Here is a 19,457-nt window from a genome sequence, read left to right on the forward strand (position 1 = left end):
GTATCGAGATCGTCGAACTGGCTGGAATCGACGATGTTGCAGCCCTGCTCGGCCAGATAGTTCGAGATCGCCGCAACGATCCCACGCGTCGACTTGCACGTCACTGTCAATACATAGCTCGTCATGTCTCTTCCCTCGTAAAGCGGCTTGATCTTCGCCGCTCGCTTATCGCAATCAGCCGGCAGGGAAAAGTGTCCCCGATCCGAACGTGGGGCAAAGCTTATGACAGGCGGCGGAAAATTCCGTTCCCATTGCGCCGTCCAGCCGCGTATCCCCGTCGTCCCGACGGAAGACGGCACGAATCTGATGGGGAGCGCTGATTTGATAGGACGACAGTCACGCGGCGACCGCGCGCTTCCTTCTCCATTTTCTCCAGCGGCTGGGCGTCGTCAGCTCATGGACGACGGCGCCGCCGATCGCCGAGCAGAGGATACAGCCGGTGACGAAGACCGGCGCATTCGCCAGAATGTCGATATTCAGGTGGACGCAAACGACGCGCAGCAATGCGAGCGTGAAGGCGTGGGTGATATAGATGCTGTAGGAGGCATCCCCCAGGTAATTCAGCGTGGCGATGACCGGGAGCTTCGAGAAGTCGATAGAGACGGCCGAGTACAGGATGACGACGGCCGGGATGCCCCACATGTAGGCGCGCATGCTGGCATCGCAGAGCGTTTCGTTGATGAGCAGGAACGAGAATCCCATCACCAGCGCCGGCCAGGCGACGGCCTGCGGCAGCAGGATCTTGTCGAGATAGAGCTTGGCAAGAAAGACGCCCGCCAGAAACTCATAGATGATCGGATCGCTGTAGAATTTGGCGGCGGTCGTATCGCCTGGGAGAATGCTGCAGACGGCGATGATCGCGGTCATCGCGGCAAAGAGTGCGGCGAAGCGCCATTTTTCGCGCACGAGCAGCAGCAGGCCGAAGATGAGATAGAAGAACATCTCGTAGTTCAGCGTCCAGCCCGGCACGACGACGGGGACGGTCAGCGTGAGATCAGCCGGATTGCGCCAGGGAAGGAAGAAGAGGGAGGCGATGAGATGCGGAAGGTCGAAGACAGTCGACTTCAGCAACGTCGGAGCCACCAGCGCCACGCTGGCGGCAAACAGGGTCGCCAGCCAATAGAGCGGCACGATGCGCTGGATCCGGCGCCGGTAGAAATCCAGCGGGCGAACTTCGCGCCCGGCTGTGGTCAGCCACATGACGAAACCGCTGAGCACGAAGAATATGTCGACGCCCGTCTCGCCGAAGAGATGGAAAACCGTCTGGAAGCCAGGCTGGACCTTCGGCACCTGCAGCACCGAATGAAAATAGACGACCATCAGCGCAGCGATGGCACGCAGATACTGCAGCTGAACAAGCATCCCGATCCTCACCCGGCCGTTGCCGACGCGAATCGTCGTCAGCCCGGCACTCTGCTTTCGTTTAAGGTCTCCGACTGCGCCCGAACGGCGCGCGGTCTGTCGGAGACACGCATGTAACCGACGAGCAGCCAGAGCAGTCCGGCGATCTTTATGGAAAAGATTGCCGTACCGCCGATCATCATATTCAGAAAAATGAAAAGAGAGAGTGAATGCGCGCAGCGCCTTTGCGCCGCCGTCCTTCCTGCCGGATAGAGGCAGACGAAGAGCCAGAAGACGATCAGGCCGAAGATCGTCGACCCGTAGATGAGATAGACATAGCCGCTGTCGGCGAATTCGCCGATGCGCGAGATCGACAGGCCGAGCATGGATTGGATATCGAGCTCCAGCATCTTCTTGATCGTGACGCCGATCCGTCCCGTGAAATTGTCTCCGACCTCGTCCGGCTTCATGAAATGCACGAAGAAGCCCACCAGGATGATGACTGGCATCAGGACAAGGCTGAAACCCTTCGGGATCTTGGGAAACAGAAAATAACCCGCAATGCTGATGCAGGAGAAGATCAGCATCGTGCGGGTATCGTTGGTGAGCAGGATCAAAAGCACCGTCGAGATAAAAAGCGCTTTTTCGAGCAGGGCGAGCTTCGGCCAGAATGAGAGCAGGTAGATGACGATGACCCCGCAGAAATTGGCGAGAGACACCTGCTCCAGGAAGATCGAGGACGAACGGTGATCGATGAGGCCGAAGGAGAAACGCCCCTGGAAGCCGAGGGCATTGGCAAAGAGGCCGGTCGAATTGAAGCTCGCCTGCTTGATCCCGCGCGTATTCTCGAAATATTCGCCGGGATGGAACAGGCTGACGTAGAAGGGCGTGCTGACGACTTCGCAGACGAGGAATAGCAGCACCGCCGCGCAGGCGATCCGGAAGGCAAGCCTGACCGTTCGCTCGCTCGCCCAGCTGCCGATGCCGGCAAAGCAGAAGATGATCAGGATGTTGCGGAACTGGTCGATGAAGGTCAGGCGATTGAAGACGGTGATGTAGATCGTGATGACAAGCGTGAAGACGAGGAAAAGGACGATCGGCAGGTCTTCTTCATAGATTCCCTTTTTCAGAATGAAAGCCACGCTGGAGATCATCATCAGGCCCTCGCAGAGCACGACATGCGAGACCGAAAGCGGCATGATGTTGTGGTTGATATAGGCGAGGATGCAGTTGTAGAGCACCGAAAACAGCGTGATCGCCAGGATCGGATAATCGACGCGCTGTTTATCGGTAGGGCTTCTCATCTGTTGTCCGGGGCTGCCGCATGCTTTGGCCGGCACGACGATAGCAGTCTCATGATTCGCGACAAAGCGCCAATCGCCTGCCTGCGCCGCCGGTTCTCACCGTCGATCAGCCCGCCGGCTTCACGGCCGCGCAGCTCGGCGCCAGGGCTGCCTTCTTGCCGGCGGCAGCCGTGATCGTCTTCATCTGCGGCCGGTCCTTGCCGTTACGCGGCTGCACGTTCAACGGTTCGTCCGCCGGCCACCATTCGCCCGCAGCCCAATAGCTCCAGCCGAGCCAGACGTCGCTATGATCAGCCATGATGCCGAACACGGCCTTCAGCCCGTCGAGGCAGGGCTGGGTGCCGGGCACGCCGAATTCACCGAGAAAGCCACGCTTGCCGTTCTTGCGCAGCCACTCCGTGACATCAAGCAATCCCTTTTGGGCACTGTCTCTGCCATCGCAGACGGCGTGTGTGCCGGAGCTGTCGGCATCGAGATACTGATGGAATTCGAAGGCGTAGAAATCGAGCGGGTCCTTAACGCCGAGCATGACTGTGCCATTGGCGCCGCCGCCCAGAACGTCGGCCGACCAGCTGTGCGCCCCCGTCCAGTTCGTGCCGGGCACGAGAATAAGGTTGCGCGCCCCGACGGTGCGGATGCTGCGGATGGCCGCATTGGCCGCCTCTAGCCAGTCCGGCGCCTTGATGTCGTGCGGCTCGTTCATCAGGCCGAATAGGACGCCCTTGCGGTTGGCGAATTCGATCGCCAGCCGTGCCCAAAAGTCACCGAAGGCAAGATCCGTCGCAGGCGCCTGCGTCAGCTGGGTCTTGTCGTAATAGCCGAAATTGTGCGGATCGAGGAGCACGGCCATGCCGTGCTTCTGGATGAGATCGACGGCATCCTTCAGCCGCTGCAGCTCCGCGCCGTCGAAAGGTTGCCCCAGCACCGGCTGCAGGCGCTCCCAGCGGAAGGGCAAACGCACGATATTCATACCCTTGTTCGCGAAATAGCGCACCGTCTCTTCCGAGTTATATGTATAGTTGACGCCGAACGCCCCGTCGCGGTCGCCATATTCGGCGCCGGAAAGATTGATGCCACGATAGCAGAGCTGCGAGGCGGCAAAGCCGTCATCGGCTTGCGCGACAATGGAGGCAATGGCCACCGTAGCGGCAAGCGCGCGATGCAGCAGTCTTGTCATCGGTCCGGTCATTCCACGCTCCCGTTGGCGGTGAAGGCGCTGTTTTCATAAGGCTGGTCGCGTTGAACAATGGTGAATGGAAAGCGCTGCCATTGCCGCTGCCTCGACTTCCTCCGAGTGTCCTTAATGTTCCGTTAGCCAAACATTTCTAAACTCCTTGCATCCGCTGGGCGCAACAGGTCTGCGGAGCGTAGAAAGCCTGGCATGAGCTCAATGGAACGAAACAAGCGATCGGACCAACTTTCGGGTTGGCGCGGCATTGAGCCGTCTGACGGATACCGTCAGGGCCAACGTTCGCGCAGCCCGCTGCTGCGTCCGCGCGATTTCGTTTCCGGCATCGAGCCTGCCGCGGCGGCTCGGCCGATCGACATGGCGACAATCAACATGGCAACACAGGGAGCGAGCAAGAGCGAGCCGTCGCCGCGCGAATTTCAGCCCGATGTAAAACCGCAGCCGGCCGCCGAGTCGGTTGCCGCCGTTGCCCCGATAATGGAAGCCGCAATGATTGCGACGCCGCCGAGTGCCGCCGCACCGCCGGTGCCGGCAGTGATGGCTGAGGTGCCGTTGCTCGATCTTCGCTCGGCTGTTGCCTCGATCTGGGCAAAGAAGTTCGTGGTCCTTGCTCTTGCCGGCGCTGGCGCCGTGCTGGGCGCGGCCGTCATTCCGCTGATACCTCAGAAATTTACGGCCGAAACCAGTCTCTACTTCGATCCGCGACCGGTCGGTACTTCCGATTCCGCCCAGCAGGCTCCCACGGCGCCGGAATTGATCACGACGATGATCGACAGCCAGACGCAGATCCTGTCTTCGGGCAAGGTGCTCGGCCGGGTCGTCGATGCGTTGAAGCTCGATCAGGATCCGCAGTTCGATGGCGGCGCCACCGGCGAGGCGGCGAAATATGTCGCGGCCGCCGCGCTGGCGAAAGCCGTGCAGATCGCCCGCGAGGCAAGCACCTATGTCGTAACAGCGAAGGTGACGACCGGCGATCCGCAGAAATCGGCCAGGATCGCCAACCAACTCGTGGCCTCCTTCATGGAAGAGGAGAGCAAGGCCGCGTCGAACAGCTATAAGAACAGCAATACCGCGCTGGATTCCCGGCTCGAGGATCTGCGCCAGCAGGTACTATCGGCCGAGAAAGCCGTCGAAACCTATCGTGCCGACAATGACATGGTGGCTGTCGAGGGCAATCTGATTTCCGACAAGCGCCTGACCGCGCTGAACGACATGCTGGTTACCGCCCAGCAGAAGACGATCGAGGCGAAGGCCCGTGCCGACGCGGCTGGCAAGTTGAGCTTCGATGATGTGGTTTCCAACAATCCTTCCTCCGGGGCGACGTCGAACGCATTGAGCAGCCTGCGGCAGCAATATGCGGCGTTGGCGGCCAATGTCGGCAGCCTTCAAAGCCAGCTTGGCGCCCGTCATCCGCGCTTGCTCGCCGCCAAATCCTCCCTGGAAAGCCTTGGCGCGGAAATCCGGGCCGAATTGCAGCGGCAGATGACCTCGGCCCGGGCGGACTATGAACAGGCGCAGAAGGCCGAGCAGGACATCGCCAAGGAACTTGCGGTGCAGAAAGCCTCGCAAGTCAATACATCCGGCAAGCTCGTCGGCCTGAACGAACTGCAACGCAAGGCAACCGCTGCCCGCGATCTCTATGAATCGCTTCTGAAGCGATCCGGTCAGGCGAGTGACGCGCAGGACCTGTCGCAGAGCAATATTCGCGTGATCTCCGAAGCGGAGCCGCCGTTGAAGGCGGATGGACCGAGCCGGAAGGTGATGATGGTCGCGGGCCTGATCGCCGGCGCGATGTTCGGTGCGGGCCTCGGCATGGCTTTTGCCATTCTCCTCGGCCTGTTTCGGCACCCCGTCATCCGCGGCTATTTCGGTAAATGAGCTCTCTTCCGGCTTTTTGCGCCAGGGCTTCTTCAGGATCGGGGGATGCAATTGCGCGCCGGCTGTTCTAAATGTAAATCGGCTCCGCGAATGATTGGATCCTGCTGATGGAAGCGCGATACAGTCGTCAGGGGTCGTATGATGCTTTGTGAGACAATTTATGCGAGAAAAGCGGTGCGCTGCTCCGATGACTGGCGCCGAGGAAAACTGACCGATGGTGCCCGCTGATAAGCTCGTTTTGCCATTTCTGGCACTGCCGCGTTCCACCAAGCGCGCACTGGCGCTGCTGGTCGATGCCAGCCTTTGCGTGCTCACGGTCTGGTTCGCCTATTGTCTGCGTCTCGACGATTGGGTCATTCTCGAAGGCGTTGAATGGCTGCCGGCCATCGTCTCCCTGCTCGTCGCCATACCGATCTTCATCGTCCTTGGCCTTTATCGCGCCATTTTCCGATATGCGGGCCTTTCGGCTTTCGTGACTGTCGTCAAGGCGGTGGCTATCTATGCGCTCGCCTTCATGACGATTTTTACCGCGATCAGCGTGCCGGGCGTGCCACGTACGGTCGGCATATTGCAGCCGCTGCTGCTGCTGATCGCAATCGGCCTGTCGCGCATGTGGACGCGCTATTGGCTCGGCAATGCCTATCAGCGGCTCCTCAATCGCAATCAGCTTGGCAAGGTGCTGATCTATGGCGCCGGCGCTTCGGGACGGCAGCTTGCGGGTGCGCTTGCCAACAGCGCCGAGCTGAATGTCGTCGGCTATCTCGATGACGACCGCAACCTGCATGGCAGCATCATGGGCGGCCTGCCGATCTACGCTCCAGACGATCTGTCGGCGCTCGTGGTCTCGGGCGATATCAAGGGCGTGCTGCTTGCCTTGCCGAACGCCACGCGGCAACGTCGCAATGAAATCCTCGAAAACATGCGCAAGGCGCGCGTGACGGTCAGGACCATGCCCGATCTGACTGCGCTCGCCCAGGGTCGCGTCGCGGTCTCGGATCTGCGCGAACTCGATATCGAGGACCTGCTTGGCCGCAATGTGATTGCCCCGGACCGCGACCTGATCGAGAAGAATATACGCGGCAAGGTGGTCATGGTGACCGGAGCGGGCGGCTCGATCGGCAGCGAGCTCTGCCGTCAGATCCTGAAAAACGAGCCATCCTCGCTCTTGCTGGTGGAACAGAGCGAATTCGCGCTCTATGCCATTCACGGCGAACTGGAGAAATCGGCTGCCTCGGCCGGCCATGCCGATGTACGCATCATCCCCTTTCTTGCCTCCGTCAGGGACGGCCAGCGGCTCAGGCAGATCATGGAGGCATGGCGGCCAAAGACCGTGTACCATGCCGCCGCTTACAAGCACGTGCCGCTCGTCGAATACAATCCCGTCGAGGGCATCCGCAACAATGTGCTGGGAACGCTGATCGCGGCCGAAGCCGCCCGTGATCATGGCGTCGAGAGTTTCGTCCTCATCAGCACCGACAAGGCAGTGCGTCCGACCAATATCATGGGCGCGAGCAAGCGGCTGGCGGAAATGGTGCTGCAGGCGATGGATGCCGATCGCAAATCAGATACCGACAGCACCAATTTCGCCATGGTGCGCTTCGGCAATGTGCTGGGCTCCTCCGGTTCGGTCGTGCCGCTGTTTCGCCAGCAGATTCGCGACGGCGGGCCGATCACGCTCACTCATCCCGATATCACCCGCTACTTCATGACCATCCCCGAGGCATCGCAGCTGGTCATCCAGGCGGGCGCGATGTCGGCAGGCGGCGACGTTTTCCTGCTCGACATGGGTGAGCCTGTGCGCATTGCCGATCTCGCCCGGCGCATGGTGGAACTGTCCGGTCTGACGGTGCGGGATGCGGATGAGCCGGAAGGCGATATCGAGTTGGAAATCACCGGCTTGAGGCCTGGCGAAAAGCTCTATGAGGAACTTCTGATCGGCGATAACCCGCAACCGACGAGCCATCCGCGCATCATGCAGGCGAAGGAAGATTTCCTGCCCTGGCCGGAGTTGTCGAAGCGGCTTGCAGCGCTGGAGGCGGCGCTGGAGAAAAATGACATCCCCCTCGCCAGAACGCTGCTGCAGAAGCTCGTATCCGGCTATGCGCCCAGCAGCGAAGTGGTCGATCTCGTCTATCGCGAACGCGAGACGGATTTGACGGTCGGCCAGCCGAATCTCGATAATGTCGCGCAGCTATAGATGCAGCCTGAGGAATTGAGCGGCGGCCGTCCTATCAAGCTCAGCGCTCGCTCAAGCTCGCCGCTGCTTCCTTGACGGCGTAGCGCCAGCGCCGCATCTGATCGCATGTGCGGAACCAATGCGCCGTCAGCCGCAACAGGGGATGGCGCTTTACGGCGCGATAGTGAATACGCTTGCCGATGGTCGTGGCGGCGCGGTGCGGACTGAAGTCGACAAGATTTTCAAATGTCGTGAAGGTTTCCACGCCGGTCGACCAGCCGCGCTCAAGAGCGACGTCATAAGGAAGAAGCATGGGCTTCAGCGTCGTCAGCAGCTTCTTGGCGGCCTTGCGGTTGACGATATAGCAGGCAGCCGACCCCTGCGGCCCGTGCATGCAGCGGCCGACGACATCGTTTTCAGTGGTTTCGCGGATCGCTTTGAAGCCGACGAGGCGGTGATTGACGAGCTTGACGAGGCGCGCGCCTTGAACGCTTTCCATGGCTGCGATCGCGCGTGGAATCAGCCGTTCATTGAGCTCGACGTCGTCTTCCATGATGATCGCCATCTTGTCGCCGCTGGCGACAAACTGCTCCAAAGCAAGCAGATGGCTGCGATAGCAGCCGTATTCGCCGGGCAGAAGCTTGCGTCCGTTATGATAGATGAAGGACTTCGGATGGAAATCGATGCGATCACGCTCCGCGATCACACGACCGTCGACGGCGGGAATGCGCGTGATGTCCAGGTCGTATTCCATCGCCTGGCTGCATAGGCGTTCCCAACGCTCGCGCGACCGATCGAGGTTTATGACATAGATGCGAAGCTGCTGAGCGGCTTCGTCAGCGATGTCGGGATCGACAAGGCGAGGGATACGATTAATCTGTTCGAGAATGACTGTTACTCCTGCAAACAGAAACCGCGGCGACAGCAACTAAGAAGACTTTTCTACTACTATATAACATGCTTATGACTTGTCGCAAATGCCGGTTGCGCGCCCATGTTGTATTTGCGGATAAAAGCATTTTATTTGGTGTAACGCAGCGTGAACGAATTTCCGTCGCTACCCCATCGATCATTTGAACGCGATTTCGACGGGCGGCCTGTTGGCGCGCGACAGCGGCGTCATTATATTCATGCGGCCGGATGCTGAAGTGGCTAATTCGCATGGGTAAAGGATTGTCGCAAGTCATGTTGACCAAATCGAAAATCGCCATTGTTGCGCTGTTTCTGGCAGGTCTTGCGCCGACTGCAGCCTTTGCAGAGAACCCGCTTCTACCCAAGCCATATGTCGCTCCAGTCTATCCTTACAAGAACCTGCCGGGCGTAACTGCGCCAAAAATGGCGGCAGACGAAAAATTTCAATGCCGCACGACCACGTTGCACGCGGATTATTTCCGCGAAGGTCTGTTTTACCGGAGCCTTCCGCGCCTCGGTTATGTCTGCGATCAGGATGGCGTGATTTCCAGCAGCACCAGAAAACCGAACTATCAATACTGGCAATATAACGGCCCTGACAGATAACGGGTCCGGCTCTGCCGAAATAAGCGGCAATCCAGTCAAATCGCGCGCGGCCTCATCCCTGAGAGCTGCGCTTTTTTAGGCGATAATCTGAAAATAAATTTCATGTTTTTGAGTAAATGCGCGAACGTCGTTGACGAATGCGAAAATTTGCCCCAAGCTTACGAAAATAAATTACGTAATGGGAACATAAAAGCATGCGAGTGGGAATCATTGGGCTGGGATTCCGCCTGGGATATCTGAGCTATGTCTTCAAGGCGATCGACGAAAGCTTCGAGATTGCCGGATATGTCGATCCCGCGCCCGCAGGCCTGCCCGGTTTGATCGAGAAGGGCATATCGGCCGGAAAGGCCTATGCGACGCCTCAGGAGCTGATTGCCAACGAGAAGATCGATCTGCTGATGATCGGCTCGCCCAATCACATGCATCTCGATCACATCCGCATCGGCCTCGAGGCCGGCCTCAAGATTTTCTGCGAAAAACCGATCGTCACGACCATTAAGGACAGTATCGAGCTTGCCCGCCTGATGGCGAAGTTCGGGCACGAGCGGCTGATGGTCGGTCTCGTGCTGCGCTATTCGCCGATGTACCGCGATCTGTTGGCCGCGCAGGCGGAAGGAAAGCTCGGCCATGTCGTTTCCATCGAGGCCGCCGAGCATATCGAGCCCTATCATGGCGCCTTCTTCATGCGTGACTGGCGCCGCTACGAACATTATTCCGGCAGTTTCATGCTGGAGAAATGCTGCCACGACCTCGATCTTTACAATGGTGTCGTCGGCGCGCGGCCGGAGCGGGTGGCAAGCTTCGGTGGCCGCAAGAGCTTCATCCCGGAAAACGATCCGGCACGGGAAGGCATCAACGATCTCGAGCTCTTCCATCGCAAGCCGAGCGGTTGGATGGGGTCGGACAAGGTCTTTGACAGCGACGGCGACATCATCGATTATCAGGTGGCGATCGTCGAATATGCCAATGGCGTCGGCATGAACTTCCATACCAATCTGAACGTGCCGGATCAGTTCCGCCGCTTTGCCATCATGGGTTCGCGCGGCATGGCCGAAGGTGATTTCATCCGCGGCTATTTCAACGTCCATGAAGTGCTCACGGGCAATAAGGTGATCGAAAACTCCTACGCGGCCACCACGCTTTCGCAGCATTACGGCGCCGACGAGCAGATGGCGGCCGATATTATTGCGCATGTCAAATCCGGGCTGCACCTGCCGGTCTCGACGCTGAATGCGCTGGAAGCGGGCATTCTGGCGCTCTCGATGGACGAGGCGCGAATGAAAAGAGCCGTCGTGGACCTACGTCCGGTCTGGGACGAATTCGACGAAGCGCTCTATTCAAGAGCCGCCTGAGGAGGGGCGCAAGATGGGTGTTCAACGCAGCACAGTCATCTTCGCCTGGATCCTGCTTCTTCCGGCTCTCCTCTATGTCACCGTCGTTGTCGCCTATCCGCTGGTGGACACCGTCATCCTGTCCTTCACCGACGCGTCGTTGAAGAAGGTGACGAATTGGGTCGGTTTCGAGAACTACGGCAAGATCTTCAACGAAACATTCGCATCGGTCATCGTTCGCACCTTCATCTGGACGTTCTTCTCGGTGTCGATCAAGATGATCATCGGCACCCTCGGCGCGGCGCTATTGAATTCCGCCGTCCCTGGCCGTGCGCTTTTCCGGATCCTGACCATGCCGCCCTGGATCGTGCCGATGGCGATCGGCATCTTCATGTGGGGCTGGATGTATAATGGCCAGTTCGGCATGATTTCAGGTCTGCTGCAGCGTTTCGGCATCGTCGACAGCCCGGTCGCTTTCCTGGCCTACGGCAGCTCGGCCTTCTGGGCGACGATCGTTACCGACGTCTGGATCGGCGTGCCGATGGTCACGCTCTATATGCTGGCGGCCATGCAGGCCGTCCCGCATGATCTCTATGAAGCAGCCTGGACCGACGGCGCCGGCCGTTTTTATCGTTTCCGCCGCATCACCTTGCCGCTGCTGGTGCCTTCGCTCGTCACCATGTCGATGCTCTCGCTGATTTCGACGTTCAACTCCTTCGACATCATCTGGATTCTGACCCGCGGTGGCCCGAATGGCGAGACGACGACGATGATCATCGACACCTATCGTACCGCGATCGGCTCCTACAAATATGGCGAGGGTGCCGCGCGCGCCGTGTTGATCTGCATCTTCCTGTCGCTCTTCTGCCTTGCCTATTTCCGCCTGACCAGCCGCTTTTCCGCAGGAGCCAAGCGATGAGCCAGCCCGCCATGATCAATCGCTACAAATGGTACGAGATCATCGGCATCTATGCCGGAATCCTTCTGTTCCTGGCTTTCGTGCTGGCACCCTTCATCGAAGGGTTCCTGGTGTCGCTGAAGCCTCTCAGCCAGCTATTCTCGTCGCCCTACCATTTCATTCCGGAAAACGGTTCGTTTACGGCCTACCGGACGATGTGGACCAGCGTGCCGGGCTTCGCCTGGTACATTTTCAACTCGTTTCTGATTTCCGGATCGATCACCATCATCGTGCTGATCCTCGTCGTGCCGGCCGCCTACGCCTTCGCACGTTTCGAATTCAAGGGATCCGGCCTGCTGCTCGGCGCGTTCCTCGCGGTCAAGATGTTCTCCGGCGCCGTGCTGCTCATCCCGCTGTTCCGGCTCATGCGTTCCTTCGGCGTGCTGAACACCTATTTTGCCATGATCGTCCCAGGAGTGGCCTTCATCATTCCCACGGGGATCTGGCTGCTGCACACCTATATCCGCCGCATCCCGCGTGAGCTGGATGAGGCCGCCTATGTGGATGGCGCGAGCCAGTTCTATACGCTGCGCCGTGTCATCCTGCCGATCGCGATGCCCGGTATCATCGTGGTAGCGATCTCCTCGTTCATCGAGGCTTACGCGCAGCAGTTCATCTATGCGCTTACCTTCAATTCGAAGACGGAATACATGCCGCTGCCGGTCGGGCTCTTTGCCTATTTCGGTCGGCAGGAGGTCGTCTGGAACGAACTCATGGCCGCAAGTTTCGTCGGCATCGCGCCGGCTCTGGTCGTGATCTTCTTCCTGCAACGGTATCTCGTCAGCGGTCTGACCGCCGGCGCGGTGAAGCAATAAAATCAATCAACCACCAGAGAGAACGGGAGCTTAAACGTGACATTCCATTTCAAGACGGGGCTTCTCGCCCTTGCTTTGCTCGGCTCCACCGCGCTTGGCGCCGTCAACGCCCAGGCCGCCGACAAGGAGATCAGCTGGATCTATTGCGGTGACAGCATCGATCCGATCCATGTGAAGTACATCAAGCAGTGGGAAGACAAGAACCCCGGCTGGGCGGTCAAGCCGGAACTCGTCGGCTGGGAATTGTGCCAGGATAAGGCAACGACGCTCGCTGCTGCCGGCACGCCGGTCGCCATGGCCTACGTCGGTTCGCGCACGCTCAAGCAGTTCGCGGAAAACGATCTGATCGTTCCGATCCCGATGACGGATGACGAAAAGAAGAGCTATTATCCGGGCATTGTCGATACTGTCACCATCGATGGTCAGCAATGGGGTACACCGGTGGCCTTCTCGACCAAGGCTCTCTACTGGAACAAGGACCTGTTCAAGCAGGCAGGCCTCGATCCGGAGAAGCCGCCGACCACCTGGGCCGAGGAAATCGCCGACGCCAAGACGATCAAGGAAAAGACCGGCATCCCGGGCTACGGCTTGTCGGCCAAGACCTTCGACAACACCATGCACCAGTTCCTCCACTGGGTTTACAGCAACAACGGCAAGGTCATCGACGGCGACAAGATCGTTCTCGACAGCCCGGAAGTGCTGGCTGCCCTCCAGGCCTATAAGGACATCACGCCTTACTCGGTCGAAGGACCGACGGCTTACGAGCAGAACGAGATGCGCGCCATCTTCCTCGACGGCAAGGTCGGCATGCTCCAGGCGGGGTCGGGTGCGGCCTATCGCCTTAAGGAAACGAAGATCAACTGGGGCGTCGCGCCGTTGCCGCTCGGCCCCTCGGCCAAGGGCCCGGGCACTTTGCTTATCACCGACAGCCTTGCAGTCTTCAAGGGAAGCGGCGTCGAGGACAAGGCGATCGAATTCGCCAAGTTCATCACCTCGCCTGGCCCGCAGGGCGAGTACGAGTTGCAGGGCGGTGCCGGCCTCACGCCTCTGCGCCCCTCGGCTCAGGTCGACGAGTTCGAAAAGAAGGATCCCTTCTGGAAGCCGTTCATCGACGGCATCAGCTATGGTGGTCCGGAGCCGTTGTTCAAGGACTATAAGGGCTTCCAGAACGTCATGATCGAGATGGTCCAGTCGGTCGTAACCGGCAAGGCCCAGCCGGCAGACGCCTTGAAGAAGGCCGCTGCCGATCTCGAGCAGTATAAATAAGTCTGCAAGTCACCGGGCCGCGCGCGTATCACGCGCGGCCTTTGGAGCCCTGCCCGCCCTTGGCGGCGCCGCGCGGAGACAGAGTTTGGGAAAGCTGCACCTTAATCAGGTCAAAAAATCTTACGGTCATTTTGAGGTCATCAAGGGCGTGGAGCTCGACGTCAACGACGGTGAATTCATCGTCTTTGTCGGTCCGTCCGGCTGCGGCAAGTCGACCTTGCTGCGCATGATCGCAGGTCTTGACGATGTGACCGGCGGCGACATCAAGATCGATGGCGCTCGCGTCAACGATCTGCCGCCCGTCAAGCGCGGCATTGCCATGGTCTTCCAGTCCTATGCTCTCTATCCGCATATGTCGGTGTTCGAGAATATCGCCTTCCCGCTGCGGGTGGAGAGGATGCCGGAAGACAAGCTCAAGACCAAGGTCGAGCATGCCGCGCGCATCCTGCACCTCGATAAACGCTTGCAGGAAAAGCCGGGCCAGCTGTCCGGCGGTCAGCGTCAGCGCGTCGCCATTGGCCGCGCCATCGTGCGCGAGCCGAAGATCTTCCTCTTCGACGAGCCGCTGTCCAACCTCGATGCCGCGCTGCGTGCCGACATGCGCATCGAGCTGGCGAAGCTGCACCGCCAATTGCAGGCGACCATGATCTATGTAACGCACGACCAGGTCGAGGCCATGACCATGGCCGATCGCATCGTCGTGCTGAATGCCGGGGGGATATCGCAGGTCGGCGCGCCGCTGGAGCTTTACCACAAGCCGGCGAATACCTTCGTTGCCCGCTTCATCGGCAATCCGAAGATGAATTTTCTGCCTGTCACCTGCACTGGCGTCAGCGATGCGGGCGTGGAGGTGGATTACAAAGGTCAGAAGACCCTGCTTCCGGTGACACCGCGCCCTGGCTTTGCCGGCAAACCGCTGACGCTCGGCATCCGCCCAGAGCATGTCCAGCTTGGCGACGGTGATCTGACCCTGACCATCGTGCCGACGGTCGTGGAACGGCTCGGCGCCCAAACGGTCGCCTATGCCACCGCTGATGGCATCGATGAGAATTTCTGTGCGACGCTGGAGGGCAGTGCAGCTATCCGCATGGACGTGCCGCTCAAGACCGGCATCCGCCTCACCGATTGCCACCTCTTCGACGAGAACGGCCAGGCATTCGAGCGGCGGGTGGAACTGGCCGAAATCGACATGGAATTGCTGAACCGAGCCGCCTCCTGACGGGAGCAGGCCCCGAAGCAACCTATCCGCCCTCGTGGTTCGAGACGGCCCTTTCAGCCTCCTCACCAGGAGGGCTGATCAATCTCGCCCAGCTTATGTTCGGAACTCGCTCCGCCCTCATCCTGAGCCCGTCGAATGACGAGGGTGGCCCCCGATGCAACCCGCGGGTGGCGGATCGCCCTACCAGACCAGGCCGCGAGCCGCCACATCCTCGACGCGGGTCACCACGCCATCGCGATGAAACACCATCTGGTCGAAAAGATTAGAGACGACGCAGGTGTGGTTCGGGATGATGCGGATCTTGTCGCCGATCTCAGGGCGAGGGCCGGTGCACTTCGACAGGTCGATGACGCCGTGCTCCTCGGAAAGCCCCTTGATGACGGCGTCGGGATAGCCAACCACCTGGCCATAATCGGCAAAGCCGAGAAGATCCGAGGTGAGCGCCTTCGAGCCGGCATCGATGACGGCGCGATCTTCCGTCGGTCTTGAGACGACGGTGGCGAGGATATGCATCGCGCAATCCTCTTCGCGGCAATGGCCGGCCCGCACCATGGAACGGTCATTATAGATGTAGGTGCCGGCACGATGTTCGGTTGCCGCGGTCACGAGATGCGCTTCGAAGAGGCTCGGCGTGCCGCCATTGCTGACGATCGGGCATTCGATCCCTTCGCCCTTCAGGAGTTTCACGGCTTCCGACAGGAATTCCTGTGTCGCAGCGGCGTTGGCCGGCTTCGGATAGGTCATCATGCCGCCGAAGGCGAGGCCTGGCTTGCCGCCGATATGCTTGCCGAGAGCGGCAGCCTGCTCGGGCGATTGCACCCCGCAGCGCGCGCCGCCTGTGTCGCATTCCACCAGCACGGTGAGCGGTTTGCGGGCGGCGAACCAGGCGGAAAGACCATCAACCGTCACCGCACTATCGGCTACGACCTTGAGGCCGGAAATGCGGTCGTTCAGAGCGGAAAGCCGTGCGAGCTTTTCAGCTCCAAGAATATTGAAGGTGATCAGAATATCCTCGAAGCCCGCATCGGCGAAAGCCTCCGCCTCGGTGATCTTCTGGCAGTTGATGCCCTTGGCGCCGGCGGCGACCTGCGCCTGAGCGAGAGCGGGAATTTTGTGCGTCTTGATATGCGGGCGGAAATTCAGGCCATGCTCGTCCATGTAGGACTGCACGCGGGTGATGTTTGCAGCCAGCCGATCTTCGTCGATGACCGGGCGCGGCGTCGAAAGCCCATCGATCCGGTCGCCGGGCTTGGGACTGATCTGCGAGGCGATGTCATGAGAAATGTGATGGGCCATGTCAGGCACCTTTCCGTTCGTCTGCAAAGGGATCCGGCACCATCGGCCAGATGTCCTTCCGCGCGCGGCGATAGGGCGTGCGCGCCGGATTGTTGGGATAAGGCGTTCCCGCCGAGCAGTAAAGGATCTGCGACGCGATCTTGGAGAAGGACGCATAGAAGTGATTGGTCGACTTGATGACCAGGATCTTTTTGGTCGTGGGGTCGATGCCCATGACGGAGAACAGGCTCGGATCGAAGCTCTGGGCACGCGTCGAATTCAGGATGATGTCGATACCATCGAGCTGAATATGCGCGGCATCGCCGAAGGGGGCGAAGCTTTCGCCGAAGCGCATCTCTGCATTGGTGACAAGGCGGACGATCTTGACGCGGCCGTCGATTGGATTGCCCGTGCCCGGCGCCGATTTCGCGCCGAAGCGCAGCGGGATTTCCGCGCCTTCGCCGGCAGCCATGCAGATCTGCACGGCCATCGGATCCCAGATCGTGCCGATCGCCGTGTCGGTGGCGCCGCGATCGAGCAGTTCCTGCAGCACCACCGTGGCGTCTCCCGCCGTGCCGCCGCCGGGATTGTCCCAGAGATCGGCAATCACGACCGGACCCGCGGTTGCAGCCATCGCCTGGCTCACGGCCTGCTTCTCGTCGATCTGCGGCATGATGAAGGTGCCGCGCCTGGAGAAGAGCTCCAGCCCGAGGTCGCGGGCGATTGTCGAGCCCTTATCCGGCTTACCATCAGTGACGACGAGCAGCTTCGTGCCCATATCGGGCACGTCGCCGGCCATGAAGCCGTGAATGACCGAGATCGACAGGATGTCGGCATCGCTCTTTTCCATCGCCATGATCTTGTCGACGAAGGAGCGCATCGGCTCGCGCGATGTCGGGAAGACGTCGATCATGCGGCAATCGAACACCGACATGACCGGCTTGACGCGGCCTTCCAGCGTATCGATGGCAATGCGCCAGAGATCTTCGGCGCGATCGACGAAATCCGTATGCGGGAATTCCTTGAAATAGACGAGGAAATCCACGGCCGCGAGGCGCTTTTCGGTCAGATGGCTATGCGGGTCGAGTTCGGCACAGACCAGGATATCAGAGCCCACGATCTCGCGGACGCGCGACAGGAAATCGCCCTCCGTGTCCTCGTAACCATCCGCGACCATGGCGCCGTGCAGCCCGAGAATGACGGCATCGACAGGCATGGCCGCCCGCAGCTGGTCGAGAATCTCGTCCCGCAGCTCCTCATAGGTCCGGCGGTTCACCAGCCCGGCCGGATCGGCCCAGGCGGCGGTGCCCTCGATCACGTCCCAGCCCTTTTGCACGGCAATGCGCCGTCCCACGGTGATCGGCGCCGAACACAGCGTCGGCGTTTCCGGATGCGTCCCGGGGGGAGCATAGAGAGAGGCCCCGAAAGCGCGCCGGTCGATGCAGATGGGGGAGAAGGTATTCGTCTCGGTCGCAAGGGTCGCTGTAAAAATGCGCAACGCCGTCGCCTCTATTCCATCGGGTTCGGCAGGTAACCGGTAAAGCCGCAGATCTTCCAGCGGCCCTCATGCAGGCGGCAATAGTAAAGCGTCTGCCATTTCAACACGTCGATGCCGCCATCCGACTTCTTCAGGCTGCCGTCGAATTTCTTGCGCACGAGAGCCATGTCGCCCTCGATCTCGATGTCTTCGAGCGTCGTCGTGGTGAAAATGGCCGTACGCGGATCCTCGGCGAAGGACTGGGTGGCAAAATCGCGCGCCTGGCGCAGCCACTCGTCGCGATAGGCGGATAGTGTCGGGAAAGCGAGGCGCCACTTGTCGGGGCTGATTTCGCGGCGGCCGTCGATGCCGATGAAGCCCTCTTCGACGAAATCGGCTGATACCATCGACCAATCGGCGGCGAGAAAAGCGTCGATATCGCGCGAAACGAGCATTTCCCAGATCGAGTGCCGAGCGACGTCGCTGGCCGGGAAAGGATTCTTGAAAGGATCACGCATTGTAACCGCCGTCATTTAAATTCTTTTCATGATTTTCGATTTTCGCTGGTCAAATTCCGCTTTCTATGGTCACTTGTCAACGCACCAAGAAAATAATTTGCAGGAACTGGATGGCGGCCATCACACGTCAGGGTTTCTGCCGGATGGGGACGAATGGCAATGCGCGCCCGCCCGTAAGCCTGTCCACAGGCAAAGGCGGGAACGGTGAGATTGAGATGGATTGCGTCGCTTACTACGTGTCAAACGTTTGGAAAACTGCGACAAAGGGGGGCTGATGGATATCTTCACGACCATGCAGGACGAGAGGGGCCGGCTTTCACAATCGGAAATCCGCATTGCCGACATCGTTCTCAACGATTTCGAATTCGCCGTTAATGCGTCCATCATCGAGCTTGCGGGTAAGGCGGATGTCTCGCCGCCCACGGTGACGCGCTTCTGTCGTCGCCTCGGCTGCGAAAGCTTTTCCGATTTCAAGGTGCAGCTCGCGCGCACGGCCTATGTCGGCATGCGCTATCTGAAGCCCGAGCCGAAGAGCATAGCGCCGGCCGACGTTGCCCAGGACATTATCACCAAGGCGCAGAATGCGCTTTTCCTGCTACATCGCGGCCTGGATGTCGCCGCTATCGAGCAGGCGGCGAACCGGCTTGCCGGTGCCGAGATGATTTACGCCTTCGGCTCAGGCGGTAATTCCTCGATGATCGCCAGCGAGCTGCAGAACAGACTGTTCCGCTTCGGCCTGCGGATTACTTCAAGTTCCGACCACAGCATGCAGCTGATGATGGCCGCCGCCGCCAAGCCGGCGGATGTGCTGATCGGTTCGTCCTTCTCCGGCCGTAATGCCGAGCTGGTGCGCGCCTTCACGCTGGCGCGCGAAGCCAAGGTGCCGACGATCGCGCTGACGCAGAGTGGCAGCCCGGTGGCGCATGCCGCCGATATCACGCTGCCGGTCGACCTGCCGGAAGGCGACAACATCTATCGGCCGACATCGACGCGCATCGCCTATCTCGCGGTCGTCGATATTCTCGCCAGCCTGGTCGCCCATCGCATCCAGCCGCAGGCGACGGTGATATTGCGCCGTATCAAGCAACAGCTCGTGACCCATCGCGACGGCGACGATCGCCAGCTTCTCGGGGACTAGCCCGTCTGGAGCTACCGACAAACAACAATAAGGAGCGGCAACGTCCGCTCGGGA

17 protein-coding genes are annotated in these 19,457 nt (G+C 60.0%); 9 read left to right on the forward strand and 8 right to left on the reverse strand.

Annotation, left to right across the window (positions count from 1 at the left end; genetic code table 11):
* The 4 genes from DQ393_RS20110 to DQ393_RS20125 form a co-directional block, all read right to left on the reverse strand.
* Positions 1–125: ACT domain-containing protein (locus tag DQ393_RS20110; protein WP_281024037.1), on the reverse strand; the 125-nt coding region annotated here is incomplete at its 3' end.
* Between the two features lie 211 nt (positions 126–336).
* The gene (locus DQ393_RS20115) at positions 337–1,362 is read right to left on the reverse strand and encodes an acyltransferase family protein (protein ID WP_112343503.1); all 1,026 of its coding nucleotides are present in this window, start codon (positions 1,360–1,362) and stop codon (positions 337–339) included.
* Positions 1,363–1,400: 38 nt separating this feature from the next.
* Positions 1,401–2,645 (reverse strand): hypothetical protein, encoded by a 1,245-nt coding sequence (locus DQ393_RS20120; protein ID WP_112343504.1) that lies wholly within the window; start codon positions 2,643–2,645, stop codon positions 1,401–1,403.
* Between the two features lie 106 nt (positions 2,646–2,751).
* The gene (locus DQ393_RS20125) at positions 2,752–3,834 is read right to left on the reverse strand and encodes a glycoside hydrolase family 5 protein (RefSeq protein WP_112343505.1); all 1,083 of its coding nucleotides are present in this window, start codon (positions 3,832–3,834) and stop codon (positions 2,752–2,754) included.
* 192 nt (positions 3,835–4,026) lie between these two features.
* On the opposite strand from DQ393_RS20125, the gene DQ393_RS20130 reads away from it, so the two are divergent.
* Positions 4,027–5,712: a GumC family protein gene (locus DQ393_RS20130; RefSeq protein WP_112343506.1), complete on the forward strand. Its 1,686-nt coding sequence runs from the start codon at positions 4,027–4,029 to the stop codon at positions 5,710–5,712.
* 214 nt (positions 5,713–5,926) lie between these two features.
* Positions 5,927–7,909, forward strand: coding sequence for a polysaccharide biosynthesis protein (locus DQ393_RS20135; protein ID WP_112343507.1), 1,983 nt, complete (start codon positions 5,927–5,929; stop codon positions 7,907–7,909).
* Between the two features lie 40 nt (positions 7,910–7,949).
* Here DQ393_RS20135 and DQ393_RS20140 read toward each other — a convergent pair whose 3' ends face one another.
* Positions 7,950–8,816 (reverse strand): glycosyltransferase family 25 protein, encoded by an 867-nt coding sequence (locus DQ393_RS20140; protein WP_181592393.1) that lies wholly within the window; start codon positions 8,814–8,816, stop codon positions 7,950–7,952.
* A gap of 257 nt (positions 8,817–9,073) precedes the next feature.
* On the opposite strand from DQ393_RS20140, the gene DQ393_RS20145 reads away from it, so the two are divergent.
* From DQ393_RS20145 to DQ393_RS20170, 6 genes are all read left to right on the forward strand, one after another.
* Entirely contained in the window at positions 9,074–9,406 is a 333-nt protein-coding gene (locus tag DQ393_RS20145; RefSeq protein ID WP_112343508.1) for a hypothetical protein, read from the forward strand.
* A gap of 194 nt (positions 9,407–9,600) precedes the next feature.
* Complete coding sequence (locus DQ393_RS20150; protein WP_112343509.1) at positions 9,601–10,758, forward strand: Gfo/Idh/MocA family protein; 1,158 nt, start codon at positions 9,601–9,603, stop codon at positions 10,756–10,758.
* A gap of 13 nt (positions 10,759–10,771) precedes the next feature.
* Complete coding sequence (locus DQ393_RS20155) at positions 10,772–11,656, forward strand: carbohydrate ABC transporter permease (RefSeq protein WP_112343510.1); 885 nt, start codon at positions 10,772–10,774, stop codon at positions 11,654–11,656.
* The gene (locus DQ393_RS20160; RefSeq protein WP_112343511.1) at positions 11,653–12,510 is read left to right on the forward strand and encodes a carbohydrate ABC transporter permease; all 858 of its coding nucleotides are present in this window, start codon (positions 11,653–11,655) and stop codon (positions 12,508–12,510) included. The genes DQ393_RS20155 and DQ393_RS20160 overlap by 4 nt, the downstream gene beginning before the upstream one ends.
* Positions 12,511–12,546: 36 nt before the next feature.
* Positions 12,547–13,776, forward strand: a complete 1,230-nt coding sequence (locus DQ393_RS20165) for an extracellular solute-binding protein (RefSeq protein ID WP_112343512.1) — start codon at positions 12,547–12,549, stop codon at positions 13,774–13,776.
* 85 nt (positions 13,777–13,861) lie between these two features.
* Positions 13,862–14,995, forward strand: coding sequence for an ABC transporter ATP-binding protein (locus DQ393_RS20170; RefSeq protein ID WP_112343513.1), 1,134 nt, complete (start codon positions 13,862–13,864; stop codon positions 14,993–14,995).
* 180 nt (positions 14,996–15,175) lie between these two features.
* Here the strand turns inward: DQ393_RS20170 and DQ393_RS20175 are convergent, their stop codons facing one another.
* From DQ393_RS20175 to DQ393_RS20185, 3 genes are read right to left on the reverse strand one after another with little or no spacing between them, the layout of a single operon-like run.
* Entirely contained in the window at positions 15,176–16,291 is a 1,116-nt protein-coding gene (locus DQ393_RS20175) for a D-TA family PLP-dependent enzyme (protein ID WP_181592394.1), read from the reverse strand.
* 1 nt (position 16,292) lies between these two features.
* Positions 16,293–17,768, reverse strand: a complete 1,476-nt coding sequence (locus DQ393_RS20180) for a M81 family metallopeptidase (RefSeq protein WP_112343514.1) — start codon at positions 17,766–17,768, stop codon at positions 16,293–16,295.
* A gap of 11 nt (positions 17,769–17,779) precedes the next feature.
* Complete coding sequence (locus tag DQ393_RS20185; RefSeq protein ID WP_112343824.1) at positions 17,780–18,265, reverse strand: hypothetical protein; 486 nt, start codon at positions 18,263–18,265, stop codon at positions 17,780–17,782.
* Between the two features lie 274 nt (positions 18,266–18,539).
* On the opposite strand from DQ393_RS20185, the gene DQ393_RS20190 reads away from it, so the two are divergent.
* On the forward strand, positions 18,540–19,403 hold the full coding sequence (locus DQ393_RS20190; protein WP_112343515.1) for a MurR/RpiR family transcriptional regulator: 864 nt from the start codon (positions 18,540–18,542) through the stop codon (positions 19,401–19,403).
* Positions 19,404–19,457 lie beyond the last annotated feature (54 nt).

The organism is Martinezella tropici (assembly GCF_003287875.1).
In the GTDB taxonomy this organism is placed as follows: Bacteria; Pseudomonadota; Alphaproteobacteria; order Rhizobiales; family Rhizobiaceae; genus Rhizobium; species Rhizobium tropici_C.